The sequence below is a fragment of the Eleftheria terrae genome, assembly GCF_030419005.1.
Classification (GTDB): domain Bacteria; phylum Pseudomonadota; class Gammaproteobacteria; order Burkholderiales; family Burkholderiaceae_C; genus Caldimonas; species Caldimonas terrae.
The window spans coordinates 2,066,588-2,087,366 of the sequence record NZ_CP106951.1 but is presented as its reverse complement, the minus strand read 5'-3'; the positions used below and the strand labels follow the sequence as shown (position 1 = coordinate 2,087,366).

At 68.2% G+C, this 20,779-nt stretch carries 22 protein-coding genes; 3 read left to right on the top strand and 19 right to left on the bottom strand.

Features of this window, described 5'->3' with window-relative positions; translation table 11 throughout:
- Positions 1-70 precede the first annotated feature (70 nt).
- The 7 genes from N7L95_RS09075 to N7L95_RS09045 all read right to left on the bottom strand — a co-directional run bounded on the left by N7L95_RS09075 (position 71) and on the right by N7L95_RS09045 (position 8,039).
- Positions 71-1,648 carry a methyl-accepting chemotaxis protein gene (locus N7L95_RS09075; protein ID WP_301259496.1) on the bottom strand — a complete coding sequence of 526 codons (1,578 nt, stop codon included), beginning with the start codon at positions 1,646-1,648 and terminating at the stop codon, positions 71-73.
- A gap of 307 nt (positions 1,649-1,955) precedes the next feature.
- Positions 1,956-3,806, bottom strand: coding sequence for a methyl-accepting chemotaxis protein (locus N7L95_RS09070; protein WP_301259495.1), 1,851 nt, complete (start codon positions 3,804-3,806; stop codon positions 1,956-1,958).
- Between the two features lie 59 nt (positions 3,807-3,865).
- Positions 3,866-4,372 carry a chemotaxis protein CheW gene (locus N7L95_RS09065; RefSeq protein ID WP_301260105.1) on the bottom strand — a complete coding sequence of 169 codons (507 nt, stop codon included), beginning with the start codon at positions 4,370-4,372 and terminating at the stop codon, positions 3,866-3,868.
- Positions 4,373-4,453: 81 nt separating this feature from the next.
- Entirely contained in the window at positions 4,454-4,948 is a 495-nt protein-coding gene (locus N7L95_RS09060; RefSeq protein WP_301259494.1) for a chemotaxis protein CheW, read from the bottom strand.
- A gap of 25 nt (positions 4,949-4,973) precedes the next feature.
- Complete coding sequence (locus N7L95_RS09055; protein WP_301259493.1) at positions 4,974-7,136, bottom strand: chemotaxis protein CheA; 2,163 nt, start codon at positions 7,134-7,136, stop codon at positions 4,974-4,976.
- A gap of 43 nt (positions 7,137-7,179) precedes the next feature.
- On the bottom strand, positions 7,180-7,542 hold the full coding sequence (locus N7L95_RS09050; RefSeq protein ID WP_265405835.1) for a response regulator: 363 nt from the start codon (positions 7,540-7,542) through the stop codon (positions 7,180-7,182).
- Positions 7,543-7,586: 44 nt separating this feature from the next.
- The gene (locus tag N7L95_RS09045) at positions 7,587-8,039 is read right to left on the bottom strand and encodes a hypothetical protein (protein ID WP_301259492.1); all 453 of its coding nucleotides are present in this window, start codon (positions 8,037-8,039) and stop codon (positions 7,587-7,589) included.
- Positions 8,040-8,218: 179 nt separating this feature from the next.
- Between N7L95_RS09045 and N7L95_RS09040 the strand changes: the two genes are divergently transcribed.
- Together N7L95_RS09040 and N7L95_RS09035 are read left to right on the top strand one after the other, a co-directional pair.
- Positions 8,219-9,382: a hybrid sensor histidine kinase/response regulator gene (locus N7L95_RS09040; protein ID WP_301259491.1), complete on the top strand. Its 1,164-nt coding sequence runs from the start codon at positions 8,219-8,221 to the stop codon at positions 9,380-9,382.
- A complete protein-coding gene (locus N7L95_RS09035; protein ID WP_301259490.1) occupies positions 9,379-10,008 on the top strand; it encodes a response regulator in 630 nt (209 codons plus the stop codon). Before N7L95_RS09040 ends, N7L95_RS09035 begins: the two co-directional genes overlap by 4 nt.
- Positions 10,009-10,125: 117 nt before the next feature.
- On the opposite strand, the gene fliR is transcribed toward N7L95_RS09035, so the two are convergent.
- The 7 genes from fliR to N7L95_RS09000 all read right to left on the bottom strand — a co-directional run bounded on the left by fliR (position 10,126) and on the right by N7L95_RS09000 (position 14,670).
- Positions 10,126-10,887 (bottom strand): flagellar biosynthetic protein FliR, encoded by a 762-nt coding sequence (fliR, locus tag N7L95_RS09030; RefSeq protein ID WP_301259489.1) that lies wholly within the window; start codon positions 10,885-10,887, stop codon positions 10,126-10,128.
- 49 nt (positions 10,888-10,936) lie between these two features.
- Positions 10,937-11,206 (bottom strand): flagellar biosynthesis protein FliQ, encoded by a 270-nt coding sequence (fliQ, locus tag N7L95_RS09025; RefSeq protein ID WP_301259487.1) that lies wholly within the window; start codon positions 11,204-11,206, stop codon positions 10,937-10,939.
- A gap of 52 nt (positions 11,207-11,258) precedes the next feature.
- Positions 11,259-11,987, bottom strand: coding sequence for a flagellar type III secretion system pore protein FliP (gene fliP / locus N7L95_RS09020; RefSeq protein WP_435870093.1), 729 nt, complete (start codon positions 11,985-11,987; stop codon positions 11,259-11,261).
- 68 nt (positions 11,988-12,055) lie between these two features.
- A complete protein-coding gene (locus N7L95_RS09015; protein WP_301259486.1) occupies positions 12,056-12,391 on the bottom strand; it encodes a FliO/MopB family protein in 336 nt (111 codons plus the stop codon).
- Positions 12,392-12,591: 200 nt separating this feature from the next.
- Positions 12,592-13,041: a flagellar motor switch protein FliN gene (fliN, locus tag N7L95_RS09010; RefSeq protein ID WP_301259485.1), complete on the bottom strand. Its 450-nt coding sequence runs from the start codon at positions 13,039-13,041 to the stop codon at positions 12,592-12,594.
- Entirely contained in the window at positions 13,031-14,035 is a 1,005-nt protein-coding gene (gene fliM, locus N7L95_RS09005; protein WP_301259484.1) for a flagellar motor switch protein FliM, read from the bottom strand. Before fliM ends, fliN begins: the two co-directional genes overlap by 11 nt.
- Before the next feature lie 35 nt (positions 14,036-14,070).
- Positions 14,071-14,670: a flagellar basal body-associated FliL family protein gene (locus N7L95_RS09000; RefSeq protein WP_301259483.1), complete on the bottom strand. Its 600-nt coding sequence runs from the start codon at positions 14,668-14,670 to the stop codon at positions 14,071-14,073.
- A 236-nt stretch (positions 14,671-14,906) separates the two neighbouring features.
- Here N7L95_RS09000 and N7L95_RS08995 point away from each other — a divergent pair, with 236 nt between their 5' ends.
- Positions 14,907-15,659 carry a M48 family metalloprotease gene (locus tag N7L95_RS08995; RefSeq protein ID WP_301259482.1) on the top strand — a complete coding sequence of 251 codons (753 nt, stop codon included), beginning with the start codon at positions 14,907-14,909 and terminating at the stop codon, positions 15,657-15,659.
- A 174-nt stretch (positions 15,660-15,833) separates the two neighbouring features.
- Here the strand turns inward: N7L95_RS08995 and N7L95_RS08990 are convergent, their stop codons facing one another.
- The 5 genes from N7L95_RS08990 to fliG all read right to left on the bottom strand — a co-directional run bounded on the left by N7L95_RS08990 (position 15,834) and on the right by fliG (position 20,768).
- Positions 15,834-17,036 (bottom strand): flagellar hook-length control protein FliK, encoded by a 1,203-nt coding sequence (locus tag N7L95_RS08990; protein ID WP_301259481.1) that lies wholly within the window; start codon positions 17,034-17,036, stop codon positions 15,834-15,836.
- A 62-nt stretch (positions 17,037-17,098) separates the two neighbouring features.
- Positions 17,099-17,578 carry a flagellar export protein FliJ gene (locus N7L95_RS08985; RefSeq protein ID WP_301259480.1) on the bottom strand — a complete coding sequence of 160 codons (480 nt, stop codon included), beginning with the start codon at positions 17,576-17,578 and terminating at the stop codon, positions 17,099-17,101.
- Positions 17,579-17,627: 49 nt separating this feature from the next.
- Positions 17,628-19,043, bottom strand: coding sequence for a flagellar protein export ATPase FliI (gene fliI, locus N7L95_RS08980; RefSeq protein ID WP_301259479.1), 1,416 nt, complete (start codon positions 19,041-19,043; stop codon positions 17,628-17,630).
- Positions 19,040-19,789 (bottom strand): FliH/SctL family protein, encoded by a 750-nt coding sequence (locus N7L95_RS08975; RefSeq protein WP_301259478.1) that lies wholly within the window; start codon positions 19,787-19,789, stop codon positions 19,040-19,042. The genes fliI and N7L95_RS08975 overlap by 4 nt, the downstream gene beginning before the upstream one ends.
- Entirely contained in the window at positions 19,773-20,768 is a 996-nt protein-coding gene (gene fliG / locus N7L95_RS08970; RefSeq protein ID WP_301259477.1) for a flagellar motor switch protein FliG, read from the bottom strand. The genes N7L95_RS08975 and fliG overlap by 17 nt, the downstream gene beginning before the upstream one ends.
- Between the last annotated feature and the right edge of the window lie 11 nt (positions 20,769-20,779).

Genomic DNA, 20,779 nt, shown 5'->3' with positions numbered 1-20,779 from the left:
CGGAACCCGGACGGTGGCGCGGCGCTGCATCCTCCTTATCGGCCGGATGCCGCCGCGCTTGAGTCCGGGCTCAGGCTGCCGCGCCAGCCATCGAGCCGAGGCGGAACTGGGAGACCAGCGAAGCGAGGCGCTGCGCCTGGTCCTTCAGGCTCTCCGCCGCGGCGGCGGACTGCTCGACCAGTGCCGCGTTCTGCTGCGTCATGTGGTCGAGCTGGGTCACGGCGGTGTTGACCTGGCCGATGCCCGAGCTCTGCTCGCGCGAGGAGGAGGCGATGTCGCCGATCATGTCCGTCACGCGCTGCACGGCGGAAACGATCTCGCCCATCGAGCTGCCGGCGTCGGCCACCAGCCGGGTGCCGCCCTCGACCTTCTCGACCGAGGTGTTGATCAGCGTCTTGATCTCCTTGGCTGCCTGCGCCGAGCGCTGCGCCAGCGTGCGCACCTCGGCCGCCACGACGGCAAAGCCGCGGCCATGCTCGCCGGCGCGAGCCGATTCGACCGCCGCGTTCAGCGCCAGAATGTTGGTCTGGAAGGCGATCGCGTCGATGACACCGATGATGTCGGCGATCTTGCGTGAGGCGGCGGTGATCTCGTCCATGGTGGATACCACGCGGGACACCACCTCGCCACCGTGTTGCGCCGCCGAGGTCGCCGAATGCGCCAGCGCCGAAGCCTGCTGCGCGCTTTCGGCACTGTGGTTCACGGTGCCGGTGAGCTGCTCCATCGAGGAGGCGGTCTGCTGCAGGTTGCTGGCGGCCTGCTCGGTGCGGGCCGACAGGTCGTGGTTGCCGCTGGCGATCTCGGTGCTGGCGGTGGTGATGCTGTCGGTCGCGGTGCGTACCTGGCTGACCATGCTGCGCAGCGACTCCTGCATGTCCACCAGCGCCTGCTGCAGCTCGCCGGCTTCGCCGCCGGTGTTGACCTCCAGCGCGTGCGAGAGGTCGCCGGCCGCGATGGCGCGGGCCTGTTCCACCACGCCGCGGATGGGGCGCGAGATGGAGCGGCTCATCCACCAGCCGAACACCGCCGCGAAAGCAAGGCTCGCCGCGGCGAGTACCACGGTGATGATCGCTGCCGCACGGGTATCGGCTTGCGCCTGGGCGGAGGCGGCGCTGGCGCTCTGCAGCGCCAGTGCCTGCAGCTTCTCGATGCCTTGCACGTAGGTGACGCGGGCCTTCTCGAACTCGCCGTTGAGCAGGCCTTCGAGGGCCACGTAGTCGCCCTGGTCACGCATGTCCTTGATGCGGGGCTGCAGCGCCGTCACCGTCTTGCGCAGCTCGTCGACCTGCTTGAACTGCTGCAGCACCGGCTCGCTGTCGATGGTGGACTCGACCACCTTCTGCAGCTTCTCGATCTGCACCGAGGCGGTGGCATAGTCCTTCATCAACTGGTCCGGATAGTCGCCGGTACCGAGCCGCGAATGGGTCGCAACCCGAAAGACATTCAGCTCCACCAGCGCCTTCCACTCGCTGGCAACCTGCATCAGCCGCCATTCACGGCTGGACAGCCGCTCCAGCACGGCCGTGGTGTCGAACAGCTTCTTCACGCTGTAGCCGTTGATGATGACCATCAGGGCCATCAGGAGCCCGAGCGCGACTGCCAGGCGGGTAGGAATGCGGGTTCGGTCGAAACGGGCGATGAGGCTCATGGAATCTCCTTGTTGTCCTGGCTGGCTTGACGTCGTGCCGCGCAGGCACGCGGTGAAGCTAGCGGTCTGCGGCAGTCGGCGGCTGGTATGTCGGCCGCCGTCCTGCGCCGTGACGGAGCCGCCCGGATCCTGTGAGGATTGTCCGGAGCCGGCGAAGGGCCGTCGCCCGGAATATCGGAGCGTTTCCGGGCCTTCTTGAGGCACCGGAGCTGCGGGTTTACCGCGATGTGGCGCTGCCTGCGTGAGCTTTCCAACGAAAAACGCCCGCGGCTGCGGGCGTTGTGGGGTGGGGAGCCGCTGTCGCAGCTCAGAAGCTGGTCCAGTCGTCGTCATCCACCGGTGCCGGCGCGGCGGCCGGCGCCGGCGGGGCGGGCTGGGCCGGAGCTGCCTTGGCCGGCGTGGCGGCCGGCTTGCTGGCTGCCGCCGGCTTGGCGGGGGACGCCGGCAGCGCCGGTGCGGGTGTCTTGACGGCTGCCGGTGCGGGTGCCGCGGCGCGTGCCGGGCTGGAGGCCGCCGGGCGGAGGGTGGCTTGCGGTGCCGCGGCCGGCGCTGCGGGCAGGGGCGTCGCACGGACAGGCGCGGCCGCGGCCTGCACCGGGCGGGCCGCGTCGCTCAGCTTGAAGGCGCCGACCACTTCACCCAGGCGCAGGGCCTGTTCCTTCAGCGATTCGGCGGCTGCGGCCGATTCCTCGACCAGCGCGGCGTTCTGCTGCGTCATGTGGTCGAGCTGGGTCACCGAGCCATTGACCTGGCCGATGCCGGAGCTCTGCTCCGCTGCGGCAGCGGTGATCTCGCCGATGATGTCGCTGACCCGCTGCACCGAGGCGACGATCTCGCTCATGGTGGCGCCGGCATCCTCCACCAGCCGCGAGCCGGACTCGACCTTCTCGGTGCTGGCGGTGATCAGGCTCTTGATCTCCTTGGCGGCCTGGGCGGAGCGCTGCGCCAGGCTGCGCACCTCGCCAGCCACCACCGCGAAGCCGCGGCCCTGCTCGCCCGCACGGGCCGCTTCCACCGCGGCGTTGAGCGCCAGGATGTTGGTCTGGAAGGCGATGCCGTCGATCACGCCGATGATGTCGGAGATCTTCTTCGAGGCGACATTGATCTCGTCCATCGTGGTGACCACCTGCGACACCACCTCGCCGCCCCGGGCCGCCACCGAGGAGGCGGAGGAGGCCAGCTGGTTGGCCTGGCGGGCGGCGTCGGCCGACTGCTTGACGGTGCCGGTGAGCTGCTCCATCGAGGATGCGGCCTGCTGCAGGTTGGATGCGGTCTGCTCGGTGCGCACGCTCAGGTCCTGGTTGCCGTGGGCGATCTCGGTGGACGCGGTGGCAATGCCATCGGCGGCAGTGCGGACCTTGGACACCATGGCCTGCAGCGCGTCGCGCATCTGCGCCAGGCCGTGCTGCAGCCGGGCGGCTTCGTCCTGGCCCTGGCTGTCGATGACGACGGTCAGGTCGCCACCGCCGACGCGCTCGGCGAACTCGGTGGCACTGACGATCGGCCCCACGATGGAGCGGCTGACACGCCAGCCCAGCAGCAGCACCAGCGCCACCGAGGCGGCCAGCAGCACCACCACGGCCGTGGTGATCAGCCCGTAGAGGCCGTTGAGCTTGTTGGTGACCAGGGTGATGTAGCCGTCCACCGACTTGAGTGTTTCGGCGAGGGCGACCTCGCCCTTGTACATGCGGGCCTTGGCCGTGGCCAGCGCGGCATTCGCCTCGGCGGCCGAGGTGAACTGGCCGGCGGCGACCTTCTCCAGCACCGGCAGCGCGGCTTCACCGTAGGCGGAGAAGTCGGCGGCGATCTGCCGGCCGGCCTCGACGGTTTTCGGGTCGGAGACGCGCGCGTTCAGGTCGGCCAGCCATTGCTTGAGCTGCTGCTGCTCCTGCTTCCACTTGGCCAGGTAGTCGGCGGCCTTGCTGGCGTCGCCGATGGACAACAGCAGGTCCTTCTCGTAGCGGCGGCTCTGCAGCATGGCCACATAGCTCATGTCGGCGGCTTTCATGCCGAGCACGACATGCTCGTTGTAGCGGTTGATCGACTGGTTCTGCAGGCGGGAGGTGTACCAGGCGGCGGCGCCGAGCACCACCACGAGCAGGGCCATCAACGCAAAGGACAGCGTCAGCCGGGTTTGGATGGACAGGCGTCGGAGCATGGGGGCGACTCGCGCAAGAGGAAGGGGCGCGGCCCGGCAACGGGCCGCCGGTGGGCCGGTCAGAGGCCGAGTTCAGCGCCGGCGAGCCCGAGGCTCGGCGACAGGATGAGGCTTTCGATGTCCAGCAGGATCAGCATGCGCTCGGCCACCTGGCCGAGGCCGGTGATGAAGCGGGCATCCACCACCGAGCTCATTTCGGGAGCCGGCTTGATCGCCTCGGTCGGCATCTCCATCACGTCGCTCACTGCATCGACGACGGCGCCGACCACCCGGTTCTTGAGGTGCAGGATGATGGTGACCGTGAAGCCGTTGTACTCCACCTTCTCGCAGCCGAAGCGCATGCGCAGGTCGACGATGGGCACGATGACGCCACGCAGGTTCACCACGCCCTTGATGAAGGCGGGCGAGTTCGCGATATGGGTCGGCTCCTCGTAGCCGCGGATCTCCTGCACCTTCAGGATGTCGATGCCGTACTCCTCGTTGCCGAGGCGGAAGGTGAGGTACTCGCGTGTCATGCCGCTGCTGGCGCGCGCCTGGCCGGCGCGGCTGCCGGTGGCGGCGGGCATCATGTTCTGGATCGGTTCCATCAGGCCCATCTGGGTCTCCTGCTAGCGGTTCTGTCGGGTTTCTCGGGGAGGCCGCGGGGCTCAGGCCGCTTCGCGTGTCTCGATCAGGCCCAGCTCGGGGCTGGCGATCAGGCTGGCGATGTCCAGCAGGATCAGCATGCGTTCGCCCACCTGGCCAAGGCCCACGATGTAGCGTGCGTCGACGGCCGAGTTGATCTCGGGCGCCGGCTTCACCGACTGGGCCGGGATCTCCAGCACGTCGCTCACCGAGTCCACCACGGCGCCGATCACGCGGTTGCCCACGTTGAGGATCACCGTCACGGTGAGCCCGTTGTAGTCCACCCGTTCGCAGCCGAAGCGCATGCGCAGGTCGACGATGGGCGCGATCACGCCGCGCAGGTTGACGACACCCTTGATGAAGTTCGGTGCGTTGGCGATGCGCGTGGGCGCCTCGTAGCCCCGGATCTCCTGCACCCGCAGGATGTCGATGCCGTATTCCTCGTTGCCGAGGCGGAAGGTCAGGTACTCGCGTGCTGCCGGCACCTGCCGGCTGTCGATGCGTTCGATGTTGCCCATGTCGTTGCCTTGGCGGTTGCAGGGATCAATGGCGGGAGCGGCGCACCAGGCTGCCGGTGTCCAGGATCAGGGCCACGCGGCCGTCGCCCATGATGGTGGCGCCGGAGACGTCGGTCACCTTGCGGTAGTTGGCTTCCAGGTTCTTGACCACCACCTGTTGCTGGCCGAGCAGCTCGTCCACCAGCAGGGCGACGCGGCCGCCTTCGGCCTCGACCACCACCATGATGGAGCTCACATGCTCGAAGTCGAAGCGGGGCACCTGGAAGACCTGTTCCAGCTCCACCACCGGCATGTATTCCTGGCGCACCTCGACCACGCGGCCGCTGTTGCCAATGCTCTTGACCATGCCGGGCTCGACCTGGAAGCTCTCGACCACGGAGGACAGCGGCAGGATGTAGACCTCTTCGCCCACGCCCACGCTCATGCCGTCCATGATGGCCAGCGTCAGCGGCAGCCGCACGGCCACCCGCATGCCGTAGCCTTCGGCAGAGTCGATCTCCACCGTGCCGCCGAGCGAGGCGATGTTCTTCTTCACCACGTCCATGCCGACACCGCGGCCGGAGACATCGGTGACCTGGTCTGCCGTCGAGAAGCCGGGCTCGAAGATCAGGCCCCACACTTCCTGGTCGCTCAGCGAGTCGGGCGCATGCAGGCCGCGCTCGCGCGCCTTCTTCAGCAGCTTCTCGCGCGACAGGCCGCGGCCGTCGTCGCGCACCTCGATCACGATGGAGCCGCCCTGGTGGGAGGCCGCCAGCGTGATGGTGCCCTGTTCGGGCTTGCCCTTGGCCAGGCGGTCCTGCGGCAGCTCGATGCCGTGGTCGCAGGAGTTGCGCACCAGGTGGGTCAGCGGGTCGGTGATCTTCTCGACCAGGCCCTTGTCCAGCTCGGTGGCCTCGCCCTGCGTCACCAGATCGACCTTCTTGCCGAGCTTGGCGGCCAGGTCGCGCAGCATGCGCGGGAAGCGGTTGAACACCGTGGCCATCGGGATCATGCGGATCGACATCACCGCTTCCTGGAGGTCGCGGGTGTTGCGGTCCAGGTCGGTCAGGCCGGCCAGCATCTGCTGGTGCACGGCCGGGTCCAGGCCGCGGCTGTTCTGCGCCAGCATGGCCTGCGTGATCACGAGTTCACCGACCAGGTTGATCAGCTGGTCCACCTTCTCGACCGAGACGCGGATGGTCGCGGCGTCGAGGGCGGCGCCGGCCTTTGCCTCGGCCTTGGCGGCTGCCTTGGGCGCCGGCTTGGCGGCCTGGGGCGAGGCGCTTTCGGTGGGCGTCACATGGCTCTGCGGCGCCCCGGGCGAATTCTCGAAGAAGCCGTAGCCAGCTTCGCCTTCCTTGGCCGCCTCCGTGGCCGCCGGCGCACCAGGGGCGTCGTCGAAGAAGCCGTAGCCGAGGTCGGCCGCGGGGGCCGGTGCGGCCGCCGCCGGCTCGCCGATCGGTGCAAAGCGCACGTGTTCACGCGAGACGTGGAAGGTGAACAGGTCCAGCAAGTCGCTTTCGCTGCTGGAGGTCACGACCTTGAAGCGGCGCATGCCCCCTTCGGCCACGCCGCCGTCCAGCGCCTCGATGGTGCCGAGGTCGACGATTTCCTTGAACAGGTCCACCAGGTTGTTGGCCTGCGACGGGTCGTCCAGCGGGCCGACCGTCAGCTCCAGCGTGCGGGCGCCGGCAGCGGCCGGTGCAGCGGCAGGCGCCGGGGCGGGGGCCGGTGCGGCCACCGGGGCCGGCGCGGCGGCCGCCGCAGCGGCGATGACCTTGGGCGTCTCGCCGGCCACCATGGCACGGATGTTGAACAGCAGCTCGGTGGTGTCGAACTCGTCGCCGGCACCCGTCTGGTGGCGGGCGAGCTGGGCCTTCAAGGCGTCGCCAGAAGCCAGCAGCACGTCCACCATCGGGGCGGTCAGCTGCAGCTCATGGCGGCGCAGCTTGTCCAGCAGCGTCTCCATCTGGTGCGTCAGCTCCGCCACATCGGCGAAGCCGAACGTCGCTGCGCCACCCTTGATCGAGTGGGCGCAACGGAAGATCGCGTTGAGCTCCTCGTCGTCCGGCGCCTCGATATCGAGTTCGAGCAGCAACTGCTCCATGCGGTCGAGGTTCTCGCCGGCTTCTTCAAAAAAGACCTGATAAAACTGGCTCAGGTCGATGCCGGCACTCAGTTGAGAGCCTTCGGACGTCATCTCGCCCATGGCGTGCTCCTTCTGCTGTTCCTTGATGGGTGTCTCGCCGGGCTCAGCGAATCACCTTCTGGATGACCTCGATCAGCTTGCTCGGGTCGAAAGGCTTGACCAGCCAGCCGGTGGCACCGGCGGCACGGCCGGCCTGCTTCATCTGGTCGCTGGACTCGGTGGTGAGGATCAGGATCGGCGTGGCCTTGAACTGCGGGTTTTCGCGCAGCTTCTTGGTCAGGCTGATGCCGTCCATTCGAGGCATGTTTTGATCAGTGAGCACCAGATCGAAGCCGCGGCTGCCCGCCTTCTCGAAGGCGTCCTGACCGTCGACTGCTTCGACCACGTTGTAGCCGGCGCTCTTCAGCGTGAAGGACACCATCTGGCGCATCGATGCCGAATCGTCTACGGCAAGGATTGAATGCATAGCTATCTCCGTTTAGGCCTATATCGGACGTTGCCGGAAGTTCTTTAGAACAGTTCGATGGAGCCGGCGTCCATCTCTGCCTGGGTGACCGGGTTGGGGTTCAGCGGTGCGCTCTCGACCACCGGGGCACCGTCTTCGTCGTCCCCCATCGCTTCGCGAGCGATCTGGTCGGCGCAGTTGCGCAGCCGGCGGTTGGTATGGACGATCAGCTGCGATGCCATGTCCTGGAACTGCAGCGAGGTCACTGCCGAGCCGAGGTTCAGCATCACGGGCATCAGCTCCGAGGTCTGGATACGATGGTCGGTCGCAGCCGTCATCAGCGACTGCATCTGTTCCACCGCGGTGGAAAAGCGCAGCATCAACCCGTCGCAGGCGTCTGCAAGCAGGGTCTGCAGCCGCTCGAGGTCGTTGGTCGCCGTCATCAGGTGGTCCTGGATGTCGGCGGCCATCAACAGCGGCAGCGGGCTGTCTTCGTCTGGCGAGGGGTTCTCGTTCATCAAAACGGGTCTCCACGATGAGGACTCTTGTGCGTCTTCCCCATTAGAATTTTGGGGCGACATGGTGGTCGCCATCGACTCGAAAAGGGCAAGGATTCGCCCACATCTTCGGCACGCACCTTCCTTGCCTGTAGGACTTATTTGGCAAGTCGGCCACTAACCCACGCGAAGGCGCCTTCATGAACCCGTCAACCCTGCGCCGCGAACTGCGGGTGCTTCACATCGAAGACTCCGAGCTGGACCACGAGCTGATGATCACGCAGCTGCAGCGGGCCGGCCTGAACATCCGGGCCGTGCGGGTCGAGACCGCCGCCGACTTCGATGCCGCCCTGCGCAGCGGCCTGGAGGGCCGGCCCTGGGACGTGATCCTGTCGGACTACAACCTGCCCGGCTTCTCGGGGCTGATGGCCCTGGACATGCTGCGCGCCAGCGGGCGGCTGATCCCCTTCATCATCGTCTCCGGCGAGATCGGCGAGGACGTGGCGGTGGAGGCGATGCGCAACGGCGCGAGCGACTACCTGCTGAAGAACAACCTGGCCCGGCTGGCGCCGGCCACGCTGCACGCCATCGAGGCGCAGGAAGCGGTGCGGGCCAAGCAGCAGGCCGACGCGGCGCTGGCCCAGTCGAAGGAGCGGCTGCGCGAGCTGGCCCAGCACTTGCAAACCAGCGTGGAGGCCGAGCGCGCCGCCATTGCGCGCGAGGTGCATGACGATGTCGGCGGTTCCCTCACGGCACTGAAGTTCGACATCGCCTGGATCGCCCGGCACAGCGCCGACGAGGCGGTGCAGCAGCGCGCGCAGTCGGCGCTGGAGCTGGTGAGCCATGCGCTGGACGCGAGCAAGCGCATCATGCACAACCTGCGCCCGGCCATCCTGGAGCAGGGCCTGGTGGCGGCGCTGCAGTGGATGACCGGCGCCTTCGAGAAACGCAATGGCATCGCCACCAGCTTCCACTCCAGCCACGAGCAGCTGCAGCTGCCGGCGGGCGTGCCGCTGGTGGCCTACCGCACCGCCCAGGAAGCGCTGACCAACGTCTCCAAGCACGCCCAGGCCACCCAGGTGAAGGTGGACCTGACGCTGGCGGGGGGCGTGCTGTCGCTGGAGGTGAGCGACAACGGCCGGGGGCTGAGCACCGAGGATCTGGCCAAGGCCCGTTCCTTCGGCATCCGCGGGCTGCACGAGCGCGCCAGCACGGTGGGCGGCTGGGTCGACCTCAGCAGCGGGCCGGGTGGCACGACGCTGATTTTGCTGGTGCCGTTGACCGACAGCAGCGAGCCGGGCGATGATGCGGCGAACGCAGAGGCACGCTCGGGCGAGGACCCGACGTTCTGGGGAGATCTATGATCAAAGTCATCCTGTGCGACGACCATGCCTTGATCAGGCGCGGCATCCGCGACACCTTGGCGGATGTGCCCGACATCGATGTGGTGGGAGAAGCCGGCGACTATGGAGAGCTGCGCAGCCTGCTCCGCACCCAGGCATGCGACGTGCTGGTGCTCGATATCAACCTGCCGGGCCGCAGCGGCCTCGATGTGCTGCATGTGCTGAAGGACGAGGGCTCGCCAGTGAAGGTGCTGGTGGTCTCGATGTATCCCGAGGACCAGTACGCCATCCGCGCGCTGAAGGCGGGCGCCTATGGCTATGTGAACAAGGGCGGCGATCCGGCGCAGTTGGTGGCGGCGGTGCGCATGGTGTCTCAGGGCCGCAAGTACGTCACGCCCGACATGGCGCAGATGCTCGTCGAGAGCCTGACCACGCCGACCTCCGAGGCGGCGCATGAGCGCCTTTCCGATCGCGAGCTGCAAACCTTGGTGATGATCGCCTCGGGCAAGCGGCTGTCCGACATCGCCGAGGAACTCACGCTGAGCCCGAAGACCGTCTCGGTCTACCGGGCGCGGGTGCTGGAGAAGCTGGGGCTGTCGAACAACTCGGAGCTAACGGTCTACGCGATCCGCAACGGCCTGGTCTGAAGCCGGCCTCGGCCGGCGGCCGAGGCTCCGGGCCGGAGTGGCTCATCAAGAGACAGCCCGGACGGTCCCTGGGGCCAGCCGGTCGCCCTGGTTTTCCCTGATTCGCAGGCGGTGCCGCTACTGGAAGTGGGTGAGCATGCGCTCCAGCGCGAAAGTGAAGGGCTGTTCCAGCAACGGCAGCGTGGCGACCACCCCGATCAAGCCGATGCTGAGCGTGATGGGGAAGCCGATGGCAAAGATGTTCATCTGTTGCGCCACTCGTGAAATAACACCGAGCACCAGGTTCACGAAGAGCAGCATGGCCAGGATGGGCAGGGCGATCCACAGGCCCAGCTTGAAGATCTCGATGCCCCAGGTGTGAACCTGCACGGCCTGCACGAAGGCCATGGGGTGTGCCGTGACCGGAAAGGCCTGGAAGCTCTGGATCACCGCGGCGATCAGCACCAGGTGGCCGTTGATCACGATGAAGAGCAGCGACACGGTGGCATTGAAGATGCGGCTGACGCCGTTGCTCTGCCCGCCGGCGGTGGGATCGAAGAAGGAGGCGAAGCCCAGGCCCATCTGCAGGCCGACCAGCTCACCGGCGAATTCGATGCCGGCAAACACGATGCGCACGGCGAACCCGATGGTCAGGCCGACCACCACCTGCTGCAGCACCGCACCGAAGAGTTCGGCCGAATTGAGCGAAATCGCCGGCGGCTCGGGCATCGATACCTGCGAGGCGAGCGCGATGAAGAACGCCAGGCCCACCTTCACGCGTGCCGGCGTGGAGCGCATCGACAGGATGGGCGCGCTCATGAAAAGCGCCAGCGTGCGCAGGAAGGGCCACAGGATGGGCGTGATCCACGCCATCAGCTGCGCTTCATTGAAGGTCAGCACGGCAACTCGACGGGGTGTGAGGGTTGGGGCTTACTCACATCGATGGTGCTCAGAGCACCATCGAGGGAATGGAGCTGATCGTGCGCTGGATGAATTCCACCAGCGAGGTGAGCATCCAGGGCCCGGCGACCACCAGCACGGCGACGGCGGCCACCATCTTGGGCACGAAGGCCAGGGTTTGTTCGTGGATCTGCGTCGCGGCCTGGATGATGCTGACCACCAGGCCGACGGCCAGCACGGTGAGCAGGACCGGGGCGCAGAGGGTCAGCAGCAGGTACATGCCCTGCTGGGTGAAGCTGAAGACTTCCTGGGCGTTCATGGGGCGGGGCTCCGTGGTTCGGGCGGGGCAGGGCAGGACAGGAGGGGCGCGATCAGGTGGCGAAGCTGGCGGCCAGCGAGCCGAGCAGCAGGTTCCAGCCGTCGGCCAGCACGAACAGCATCAGCTTGAAGGGCAGGGCCACCAGCACCGGCGACAGCATCATCATCCCCAGGCTCATCAGCACGCTGGCGACGATCATGTCGATGATCAGGAAGGGGATGAAGATCATGAAGCCGATCTGGAAGGCGCTCTTCAGCTCGCTCGTCACGAAGGCCGGCACGATGACCCGGAACGGCGCCGTCTCGGCCTTCACCGACGGGTCGAGCTTGGCCAGCTTGGCAAACAGTGCGAAATCGGACTCGCGGGTCTGCTTGAGCATGAAGCCGCGCATCGGCACTTCAGCGCGCTTGAGCGCTTCCTCGAACGGGATCTGCTGCTCGGCGTACGGCTTGTAGGCCTCGGTGTAGACGCGGTCCACCGTGGGGCCCATCACAAACAGTGTCAGGAATAGAGACAGGCCGATGATGACCTGGGTCGGCGGTGCCGACTGGGTGCCCAGCGCCTGGCGCAGCAGCGACAGCACGATGACGATGCGGGTGAAGCCGGTCATCAGCAGCAGCACCGCGGGGATGAAGCTCAGCGCCGTGAAGAACAGCAGGGTCTGGATGGGCACCGAGTAGCTGTTGCCGCCGGCGCCCTGGCCGACCAGCAGCGGCAAGGTGGCGGGCGCTGCCGGGGTCGGCTGGGCGGCCTGGGCGAAGGCCATCTCCGGCAGGGTCATCAGCAGCGTGAGGATCACGCCGGCGACGTACAGCGCCGCCTGGCGCCAGGACACATCGGACCAGCGCATCACTTGTCTCCCCGCGCCTTGTTCAGCAGTGCCGCGAAAGACGGCGGCAGCTTGGGCATCTGCAGCGGCGCGGCCGGCGGCAGTTCCTGTGCGGGCAGGGTGTGCAGCGTGGTGATGGACTGGGCGGTAACGCCCAGCACCAGCCACTGGCGCTGCTCGCCCTGGCCGACCTCGACTGTCACGACCCGCTGCTGCGGGCCGAGGCCGGTGATGGAGATCACTCGGGTGAGCTGCTGCTGCCCCATGCCGCCCAGGCCGGCGACCTGCGAGCGCTTGAGCAGCCACAAGGCCGCGGGGATCATCGCGACGATGAGGAAGAACCACAAAACTGACATTCCGGCAGAAGGCATGGCGGGTGGCGGTGAGGGGCGGGAAGGGGACTCGGCACGAGGCCCGGGAACTGAAGAGGATTGTGTTCAAACCCCGCCGCGGGGATGCCATGAACAAGGGGGCCAAAGGCCCCCTTGTTGCTTCTACCGGAAGCACCGCGGTCGCAGCCGCGGCGGCCGCAGGCGCGGCCAGCGTGACAAATCCCTCACATGCCGCGGCTGAGCCGGCGCATGCGCTCGGAGGGCGTGACGATGTCGGTCAGCCGGATGCCGAACTTGTCGTTCACCACCACCACCTCGCCCTGGGCGATCAGGTAGCCGTTGACCAGCACGTCCATCGGCTCGCCGGCCATCGCGTCGAGCTCGATCACCGAACCCTGGGCCAGCTGCAGGATGTGCTTGATCGGGATCCGGGTGCGTCCCAGCTCCACGGTGAGCTGCACCGGGATGTCCAGGATCATGTTGATGTCGTTGCCCGCCGTGGACGGCCCGGTGGGCGTGAAATTGGTGAACGAGGCGGGCGCCACCTGCTCGGCAGGGGCGTCGATCACCTGCTGCTGGCTGGAAGCGCTGCTCTGCTGTGCGAGCGCGGCTTCCCATTCCGCCGCCATCGCGTCCTGCTCGTCGGTGCTCGGGGCTTGAGATTCAAGTGGCATGAGATTCTCCCAACCAGCCGAAGTCGTGGCCGGTCAACATTTGATCGATCTTGATGGCGTACTTGCCGTTGGAGGTGCCGTAGTGGCAGTTGAAGACGGGCACGCCGTCGACCTTGGCCTCGATCATCGGGTTCAGGTCCAGCTCCAGGAAATCGCCCGGCTTGAGCGCCAGCAACTCCTCGACCGTGGCCGGCGCATGACCTAACTCGGCCACCAGCTCCACCTCGGCGGCCTGGATCTCCTTGGTCAGCAGCTTGACCCAGCGGCGGTCTGAGCCGACCGAGTCGCCCTGCACCGTGGAATACAGCACATCCCGGATCGGCTCCAGGGTGGCGTAGGGGATGCAGAAATGGATGGTGCCGGAGCTGTCGCCAATCTCCATGGTGAAGGAGGTGGCCACCACGATCTCGCTCGGTGTGGCCACGTTGGCGAACTGCGGTTGCATCTCCGAACGCTGGTATTCCAGCTCCAGCGGGTAGATGCCAACCCAGGCCTTCTTGTATTCCTCGCTGATCACCTCGACCAGCCGGTTGATGATGCGCTGCTCGGTGGGCGAGAAGTCGCGCCCCTCGATGCGGGTGTGGAACTTGCCGTTGCCGCCGAACAGCGCGTCGATCACCGCGAACACGAGCGTCGGGTCGCAGACGATCAGCCCGGAGCCGCGCAGCGGCCGCACCGAGACGATGTTGAAGTTGGTCGGCACGACGATCTCGCGCAGGAAGGCGCTGTATTTCTGCACCTTGATGGCGCCCACCGAGATTTCCGGCGTACGGCGGATCAGGTTGAACAGGCCGATGCGGATGTTGCGGGCGAAGCGCTCGTTGATGATCTCCATCGTCGGCATGCGGCCGCGGACGATGCGCTCCTGGCTGGCGATGTCGTAGTTGCGGATGCCGCCGCTCTGGACCTCTTCCTGCTCCAGTTTCTGGCTTTCGCCGGTGATGCCCTGCAGGAGGGCATCGACTTCGTCTTGCGAGAGGATCTGCTGATTCATCGTGCGCTTCCTCGACCCGGTTCAGGCGGCCTGCTTCACTGGATGATGAAATTGGAGAACAGCACCTGCTGCACCGGGTTGTAGGTCGCCTTTTTCTTCTTCTTTTTCTTCTTCTTGGGCTTGGGCGCCTCCTCGGCGGCTTCGTCCTCGTCTTCGTCCTCGATCTCGATGCCCATCGGCCGCACCGATTCGCGCATGATCTCGGCGGCCAGCTTTTCCTTGCCGGCGCGATCGAGCAGTTCGTCGGCCGTCTTGTGCGACAGCACCATCAGCACGTTGTTGCGAATGGCCGGCATGTAGGACTTGAGCTGCTCGGCCATCTCGGGTGAATCGACTTCCAGCGTGATGCCGACCTGGGCATAGCGCTCGCTGTCCTTGTCGGCCAGGTTCACCGTGAACGGGTCCAGCGGCAGGAACACCGGCGGGCCGCTCTTGTGCGCGGCCTTCGGCGCATGCTCCTCGGCGGCCGGCGCCTCTTCCTCGGCGCCTTCCTCGGCGTGTGCGCCCTTCTTCATCATGAACAGCGCACCGCCACCACCGGCCAGCAGCAGGACCAGCGCGGCCACGATGCCGATGATCAGCTTCTTCGGGCTCTTCTTGGGCGAGGCGGCGTCGGCAGACGGAGCGGCGGACATGGGCTTTCCTGGGGCGAGGGGGATGCAGGGATTATTCGGGGGCCGCGCCTGTGCCCAAGCCCGAATAAGCGGCCGAAAGCGGGCCTATTCGCGGTCTGTGTGCCACCCACTTCACGGAACCGACCCGCCCCCCGAAGCAAAGGGCCGGCCCCCGTTTGGGGGTATGCGGGAACGCGGTTTGCTCACCCCGCCCACTTAGAATTTGCGGTGACCTTAACGATGAGAGGGAATAAAAAATGAACCGCCGCAATATCCTGCTGGGCGTGCCTGGCCTGATCCTGTCCAGCGCTGCACCGGGCGCCTTTGCCTTCAAGCTCGACGGCATGCTGGGCGCCGCCAAGGACGCCGCCAAGGCCGCCACGCTGAGCGACGAGGAAGTGCGCGCCTATGCCGCGCAGATGGCCGTGCTGTCGGACGCCGAGAACCGCGTGGCGCCGCCGAAGGACAAGTACGCCAAGCGCCTGGCCGCGCTGACGGCCGACATGGGCGAGGAAGGCGGCCTGAAGCTGAACTACAAGGTCTACCTGACCGAGGAAGTGAACGCCTTCGCCATGGCCGACGGCACTATCCGCGTGTACAGCGGCCTGATGGAAGCCATGAGCGACGACGAGGTGCGCTACGTCATCGGCCACGAGATCGGCCACGTGCAGAGCGGCCACTCCCGCAAGCGCATGCAGACGGCACTGGCCACCAGCGCGGCACAGCAGGCGGCCGCCTCGTCGGGGGGCAAGGTGGGCACCATTGCCCAGTCGGAGCTCGGCAACCTGATGGGCCAGGTGGTGCGCGCGCAGCATTCGCAAGGCAACGAGAAGGAAGCCGACGACTACGCGCTGCAGTTCATGAAGCGCCACAAGTTCGACCAGATGGCGGCCGTCGCTGCCCTGGAGAAGCTGGACAAGATGTTCGGCGGCGGCGCCAAGACCGACTGGCTGTCCACCCACCCGGCACCCAAGGAGCGTGCCGAGCGGCTGCGCAAGCAGCTCGCCTGATTTCCGCCGCGCCGGATTCCCGCCCGTCCGGGTGCCTTCCTTTCCCCGCGCTGCGCGGGGTGGAATGCAGGGGGCGCAGAGGCCGCCGATCACTGTCACCGGAAACGGTGTGCTTGCCGGCCTCTGCGCCCCTCTGTCTTTGCAGCGCGTCGCTTATGGCCGGCGCCGCCTGCCTCAGGCGAACAGGTCCAGCGCGCCCTGTCGCACGCGGCGCGCCGCGGCAGGGGCCGGCGTGGCGGCGCTGCCGGCGAGCGACTCCGGGCCCTCCGGTCGCGCGGGCTCCTGCCGGCCGTTGCCGGCGCCGGACGACTGGCCCTGCGAGGACTGCTGCGACACCCCACCGCCGGTGAGCGTGAAGCCGGCGCCCTGCAGCGCCGCGGCCAGCTCGGCCACGCTGGCCTCCAATGCGGCGCGGGTGCCGGCGTTCGCAGCCATGAAATCCACTTGTGCCTGCTGGCCTTGCAGCGCGATCTGCACGGTGAGCGGCCCCATGTCGACCGGGTTCAGCATCAGCTTGGCCTGCTGGACGCCATCGCGCACCAGGTAGGTGATCTGCGAGGCCAGGGCTTCCGGAAATTCCGGCGAATCGACCGGCACCGCCACCGAAGCCTGCGCCTCCGCCGTGGCGGCCGGCGCGCTCGGGCCGGCCGGTGCCGCTGCATGCAAGGCGCCAGCCGGCAGCGTGCCGGCGGGCGCTTCGATGGCCGACGGGCCGGCCGCTGCTTCGGCGCCGCTGGTGGCCTCGCTGCCGGCGAGCTGGGCTTCCAGCTGCTGGTCGAAAGCGGCTTGCCGGGGTTCGGCGGCCTGTTGGCGCGCATCCACCAAGCCCGGCCGCTCTTCGCCCGCACGCCCCAGGCCCTCGGCGCCCCGGCGCTTCTGGCCGGACGGGCCCTCCAGTGCGGCGCCTTCCCCGGCCAGCTCGGCCGAGGGCAGGCCGCCGGCGGCCTCGACGCTGCCTTCCGACATCAGCGGGGCCCAGGGCAGGCCGGCCAAGTCGGCCGGCGGCTGGGTGTCGGTTGCCTCGTTCGCCTCCTTGCGGTCCACCGGCCGCTCGGCTTGTGCCGCGGGCGGTGCGGCGTCCTGCGCGGGCGGGGCCGCTGGCGCGGGCGCCGCGGCCTCAGGCGTGCTGGCCGGTTGCTCCGGCGCAGGCTGCAGGCGGGCCGCCGGCGCAGGCGGCTGCGGTGCGCGGGGTTCGGCGCGCGGCCGCTGCTCGGCCTGGCGGGCGTTCTGCTCGCGCGCCTGCTGCAGCATGTTGGAGAAACCGGCGCTGCCCGCAGCGGGGCCGGTGGCGGCAGCGGCACCGCGCGTGGCCGGCGTCGCGCCGACGCCCGCGGGCGAGCCGTTGAGGAAGTTCAGCAGGGAAGCGGCGCCGGACATGCGAAGGTCTTCTTTATATATGGAGGGTCGTTGGTGCGGCCGGTGGCGGGCGGGACGGCGGCTCAGGCCAGCGCGAAGCCGGAGGACGCTGCCGCGTCGTTGGCCCGCTGGTTCCAGGCGGCGCGGGCGGCCTGTTCGTCGGTCACCTTCTGGTCGCGCCTTTGCTGCTGCAGGGCGCGCTCGGCCTCGCGGCGCTCGATCAGCTTGCGGATGGAGGCGGCGCGCGTCTCGCGCTCCAGCACCACGCCGGTGGCCCAGTCCAGCTGCCGGCGGCCCTGGGCGACCGCCCCGGCCTGCTGCTCGATGGCGGCGTTGATGCGTCCCATGAAGTCCTGGTAGCAGCGCAGGATGTCCATCGTGCCCTGGCGCTTGAACTGCTCGCTCCAGCGCTGCTGGTAGTCGCGCCGGTATTCCTGCAGCTGCTCCGCCTGGCGCTCGGCGTTCTCCAGTTGCGCGGCGGCGCGGCGGCGCAGCTCCAGGGCGTCGTCGCGGGCCTTTTCGGCATGTTCGAGGGCGAGGCTGAGGGCGTGGTGGCGGCTCATGGGCGGTCCTTCTCGGGGGCGGTTCTGGCTTCAAGCGGCTGCGGCGGCCTCAGGGGGCGCCCACCGTCGCTTTCATCTGTTGGATGCTGTCGCGCAGCGTGGCGCCGGTGCGCATGTCCTGCTGCAGCAGGCCGCGCATGGCGGGGAAGGCGCGCACGGCGGCATCCAACTCGGGGTCCTGGCCGGCGCTGTAGGCGCCGATCTGGAGCAGGTCGCGGCTGCGGTTGTAGCGGGCGTACATCTGGCGGAACTTGCGCGCGGCGTCCAGGTGGTCCGGGGTGGCGACGTTGTGCATCACCCGCGAGGCCGACTTCTCGACGTCGATGGCGGGGTAGTGGCCGCTCTCGGCCAGCTCGCGGGTCAGCACGATGTGGCCGTCCAGGATGGCGCGGGCAGCGTCGGCGATCGGGTCCTGCTGGTCGTCGCCTTCGCTGAGCACGGTGTAGAAGGCGGTGATCGAGCCCACGCCGTTCAGGCCGTTGCCGCTGCGCTCCACCAGCTGTGGCAGCTTGGCGAAGCAGCTCGGCGGATACCCCTTGGTGGCCGGCGGCTCGCCGATGGCCAGCGCGATCTCGCGCTGCGCCATGGCATAGCGGGTCAGCGAATCCATCAGCAGCAGCACATGCTGGCCGCGGTCGCGGAAATGCTCGGCGATGGCGGTGGCGTAGCTGGCGCCTTGCATGCGCATCAGCGGCGGCGCGTCGGCCGGCGCGGCCACCACCACCGAGCGGGCCAGGCCCTCCTCGCCGAGGATGTCCTCGATGAATTCCTTCACTTCGCGGCCCCGCTCGCCGATCAGGCCGACCACGATCACGTCGGCCTGGGTGTAGCGGGCCATCATGCCCAGCAGCACCGACTTGCCGACGCCGGAGCCGGCGAACAGGCCGATGCGCTGGCCGCGGCCGACCGTCAGCATGGAGTTGATGGCGCGCACGCCGGTGTCCAGCGGCAGGCGCACCGGGTCGCGTTCCATGGCGTTGATGGGGCGGCGCACCAGCGGCTCGTTGTGCACTTCGCGCAGCGGGCCGTGGCGGTCCATCGGGCGGCCGTGCGAGTCGATGACGCGGCCCAGCAGGCCGTCGCCCATCGGCAGGTGCAGGCTGCGGTCTTCGCTGCGCCGCCAGGGATGGCTGACCTGGCCGAGCCGCGGCGGCGTGGTGGGGCAGGACATCGGCACCACGCGGGCGCCGCTGGCCAGGCCGTGCACCTCGCCGGTGGGCATCAGGTAGGCGCGGTCGCCGGCGAAGCCGACCACCTCCGCCTGCACCGGCGGCTGGCCGTCCATGCGCACCTCGCAGACCGAGCCGACCGGCACGCGGATGCCGGCGGCCTCCAGCACCAGGCCGGCCACCTTCACCAGCGTGCCCTGCGCTTCCAGCGGCATGGGGGCGTTGGCGAAGGCGCGCAGGTCCTTGATGTACTGCTGCCAGGCCTGCAGCTTGGCGGCGGGAGCGGTGGCGGTCATTCGGCGGCTTCCTCTTCTGCGGCTGTGGCGGGCGTGTCGGCCCATTCGCTGCGCTGGCCCAAGGCGGCGGCGACCTGGCGCCAGCGGCTTTCCAGGCTGGCGTCGATGACGCCGATGTCGGACTCGACCACGCAGCCGCCCGGGGTGACGCTGGCGTCCGGCATCAGCCGGGCGTGGCGCGACTGCAGGTCGAGCTGGCCGCGCTCGGTCAGCAGCTGGTGGTCGTCCGGGTTCACCAGCACGCGCACATGGCGCGCCGAGTGGACCAGGCTGCCAAGCGCTTCCTGGGCCACTGCCTCGACCAGCTCCGGCTGCGTGGCCAGTTCGTTGCGCACCACCTGACGCGCGATGTCGCTGGCCAGCTGGGCCACCGACAGGGCCAGCTGCTGCTCCAGCGCGTCGAGCTGGGCCTGGAAGCTGGCGGCGATCTGGCCGACCTGGGCGGTGATCTGGGCCGCGTAGCTCTGCTTGAAGTTCTCCAGCGCCGACAGGCCGTCGCGATAGCCGTCCTTGTAGCCGGACTGGCGGGCTTCGTTGAGCTCGGCCAGGATCTCCTCCGGCGTCGGGCCGGCCGGTACCGGTTCGGGCTCGGGCGCGGGCGCCTCCTGCGGCGGCGGCGCGTTCACCGGGCCGCTCTGGCCGTCGGCCAGCGAACCGAGGTTCCAGGCCGAGAAGGAGTGCAGCTCCTCGCGCGGGATGAAGCGGCTTTGCACCGGGCGCGGGGGCGCTTTAAACGAAGCCGTCATCGCCGCTGCCTCCCAACACGATCTGGCCTTCGTCTGCCAGGCGGCGGACGATCTTCAGCATTTCCTTCTGCTCCGCTTCCACTTCCGACAGCCGCACCGGGCCGCGCGACTCCAGGTCTTCGCGCAGCGTGGCGGCGGCGCGGCCGGACATGTTGGCGAAGATGCGCTCGCGCAGCTCCGGCTGGGCGCCCTTGAGGGCGATGACCAGCGATTCGGACTGCACTTCCTTCAGCAGGCTCTGGATGCCACGGTCGTCGACCTTCATCAGGTCGTCGAAGGTGAACATGTTGTCCATGATCTTCTGTGCCAGGTCGCCGTCGTTCTGGCGGATGTAGTCCAGCACCGAGCTTTCCACCGAGGAGCCGAGCATGTTGATGATCTCGGCCGCCGTCTTGGCGCCGCCCAGCGTGGCCTTGCGCAGCCGGTCGCCGCCGGCCAGCACCTTGGACAGCACCTCGTTGAGGTCCTTCAACGCGGTCGGCTGGATGCCGTCCAGCGTCGCGATGCGGATCAGCACCTCGTTGCGCTGGCGCTCGGTGAAGCACTTGAGCACCTGCGAGCACTGCTCGAAGTCCAGGTGCACCAGGATGGCCGCGACGATCTGCGGATGCTCGTTGCGCAGCAGCTCGGCCACCGAGCTGCCGTCCATCCACTTCAGGCTTTCGATGCCGGTGACGTCGCTGCCCTGCAGGATGCGGTCGATCAGCAGGTTGGCCTTGTCCTCGCCCAGCGCCTTGCGCAGCACGCTCTTGACGTATTCGTCGGTGTCGCTGACCAGCATGCTCTGGTCGGCCGCATCGTCGTTGAAGCGCACCAGCACCTCGTCGACCCGCTCGCGCGAGATGACCTTCATCTTGGCGATCGTCTCGCCCAGGCGTTGCACTTCCTTGGGCGTGAGGTGCTTGAAGACCTCGGCGGCTTCTTCCTCGCCGAGGGACATCAGCAGAATCGCGGCGTCTTGCAGGCCGGCTTCATCCATGGTGGTGGGGC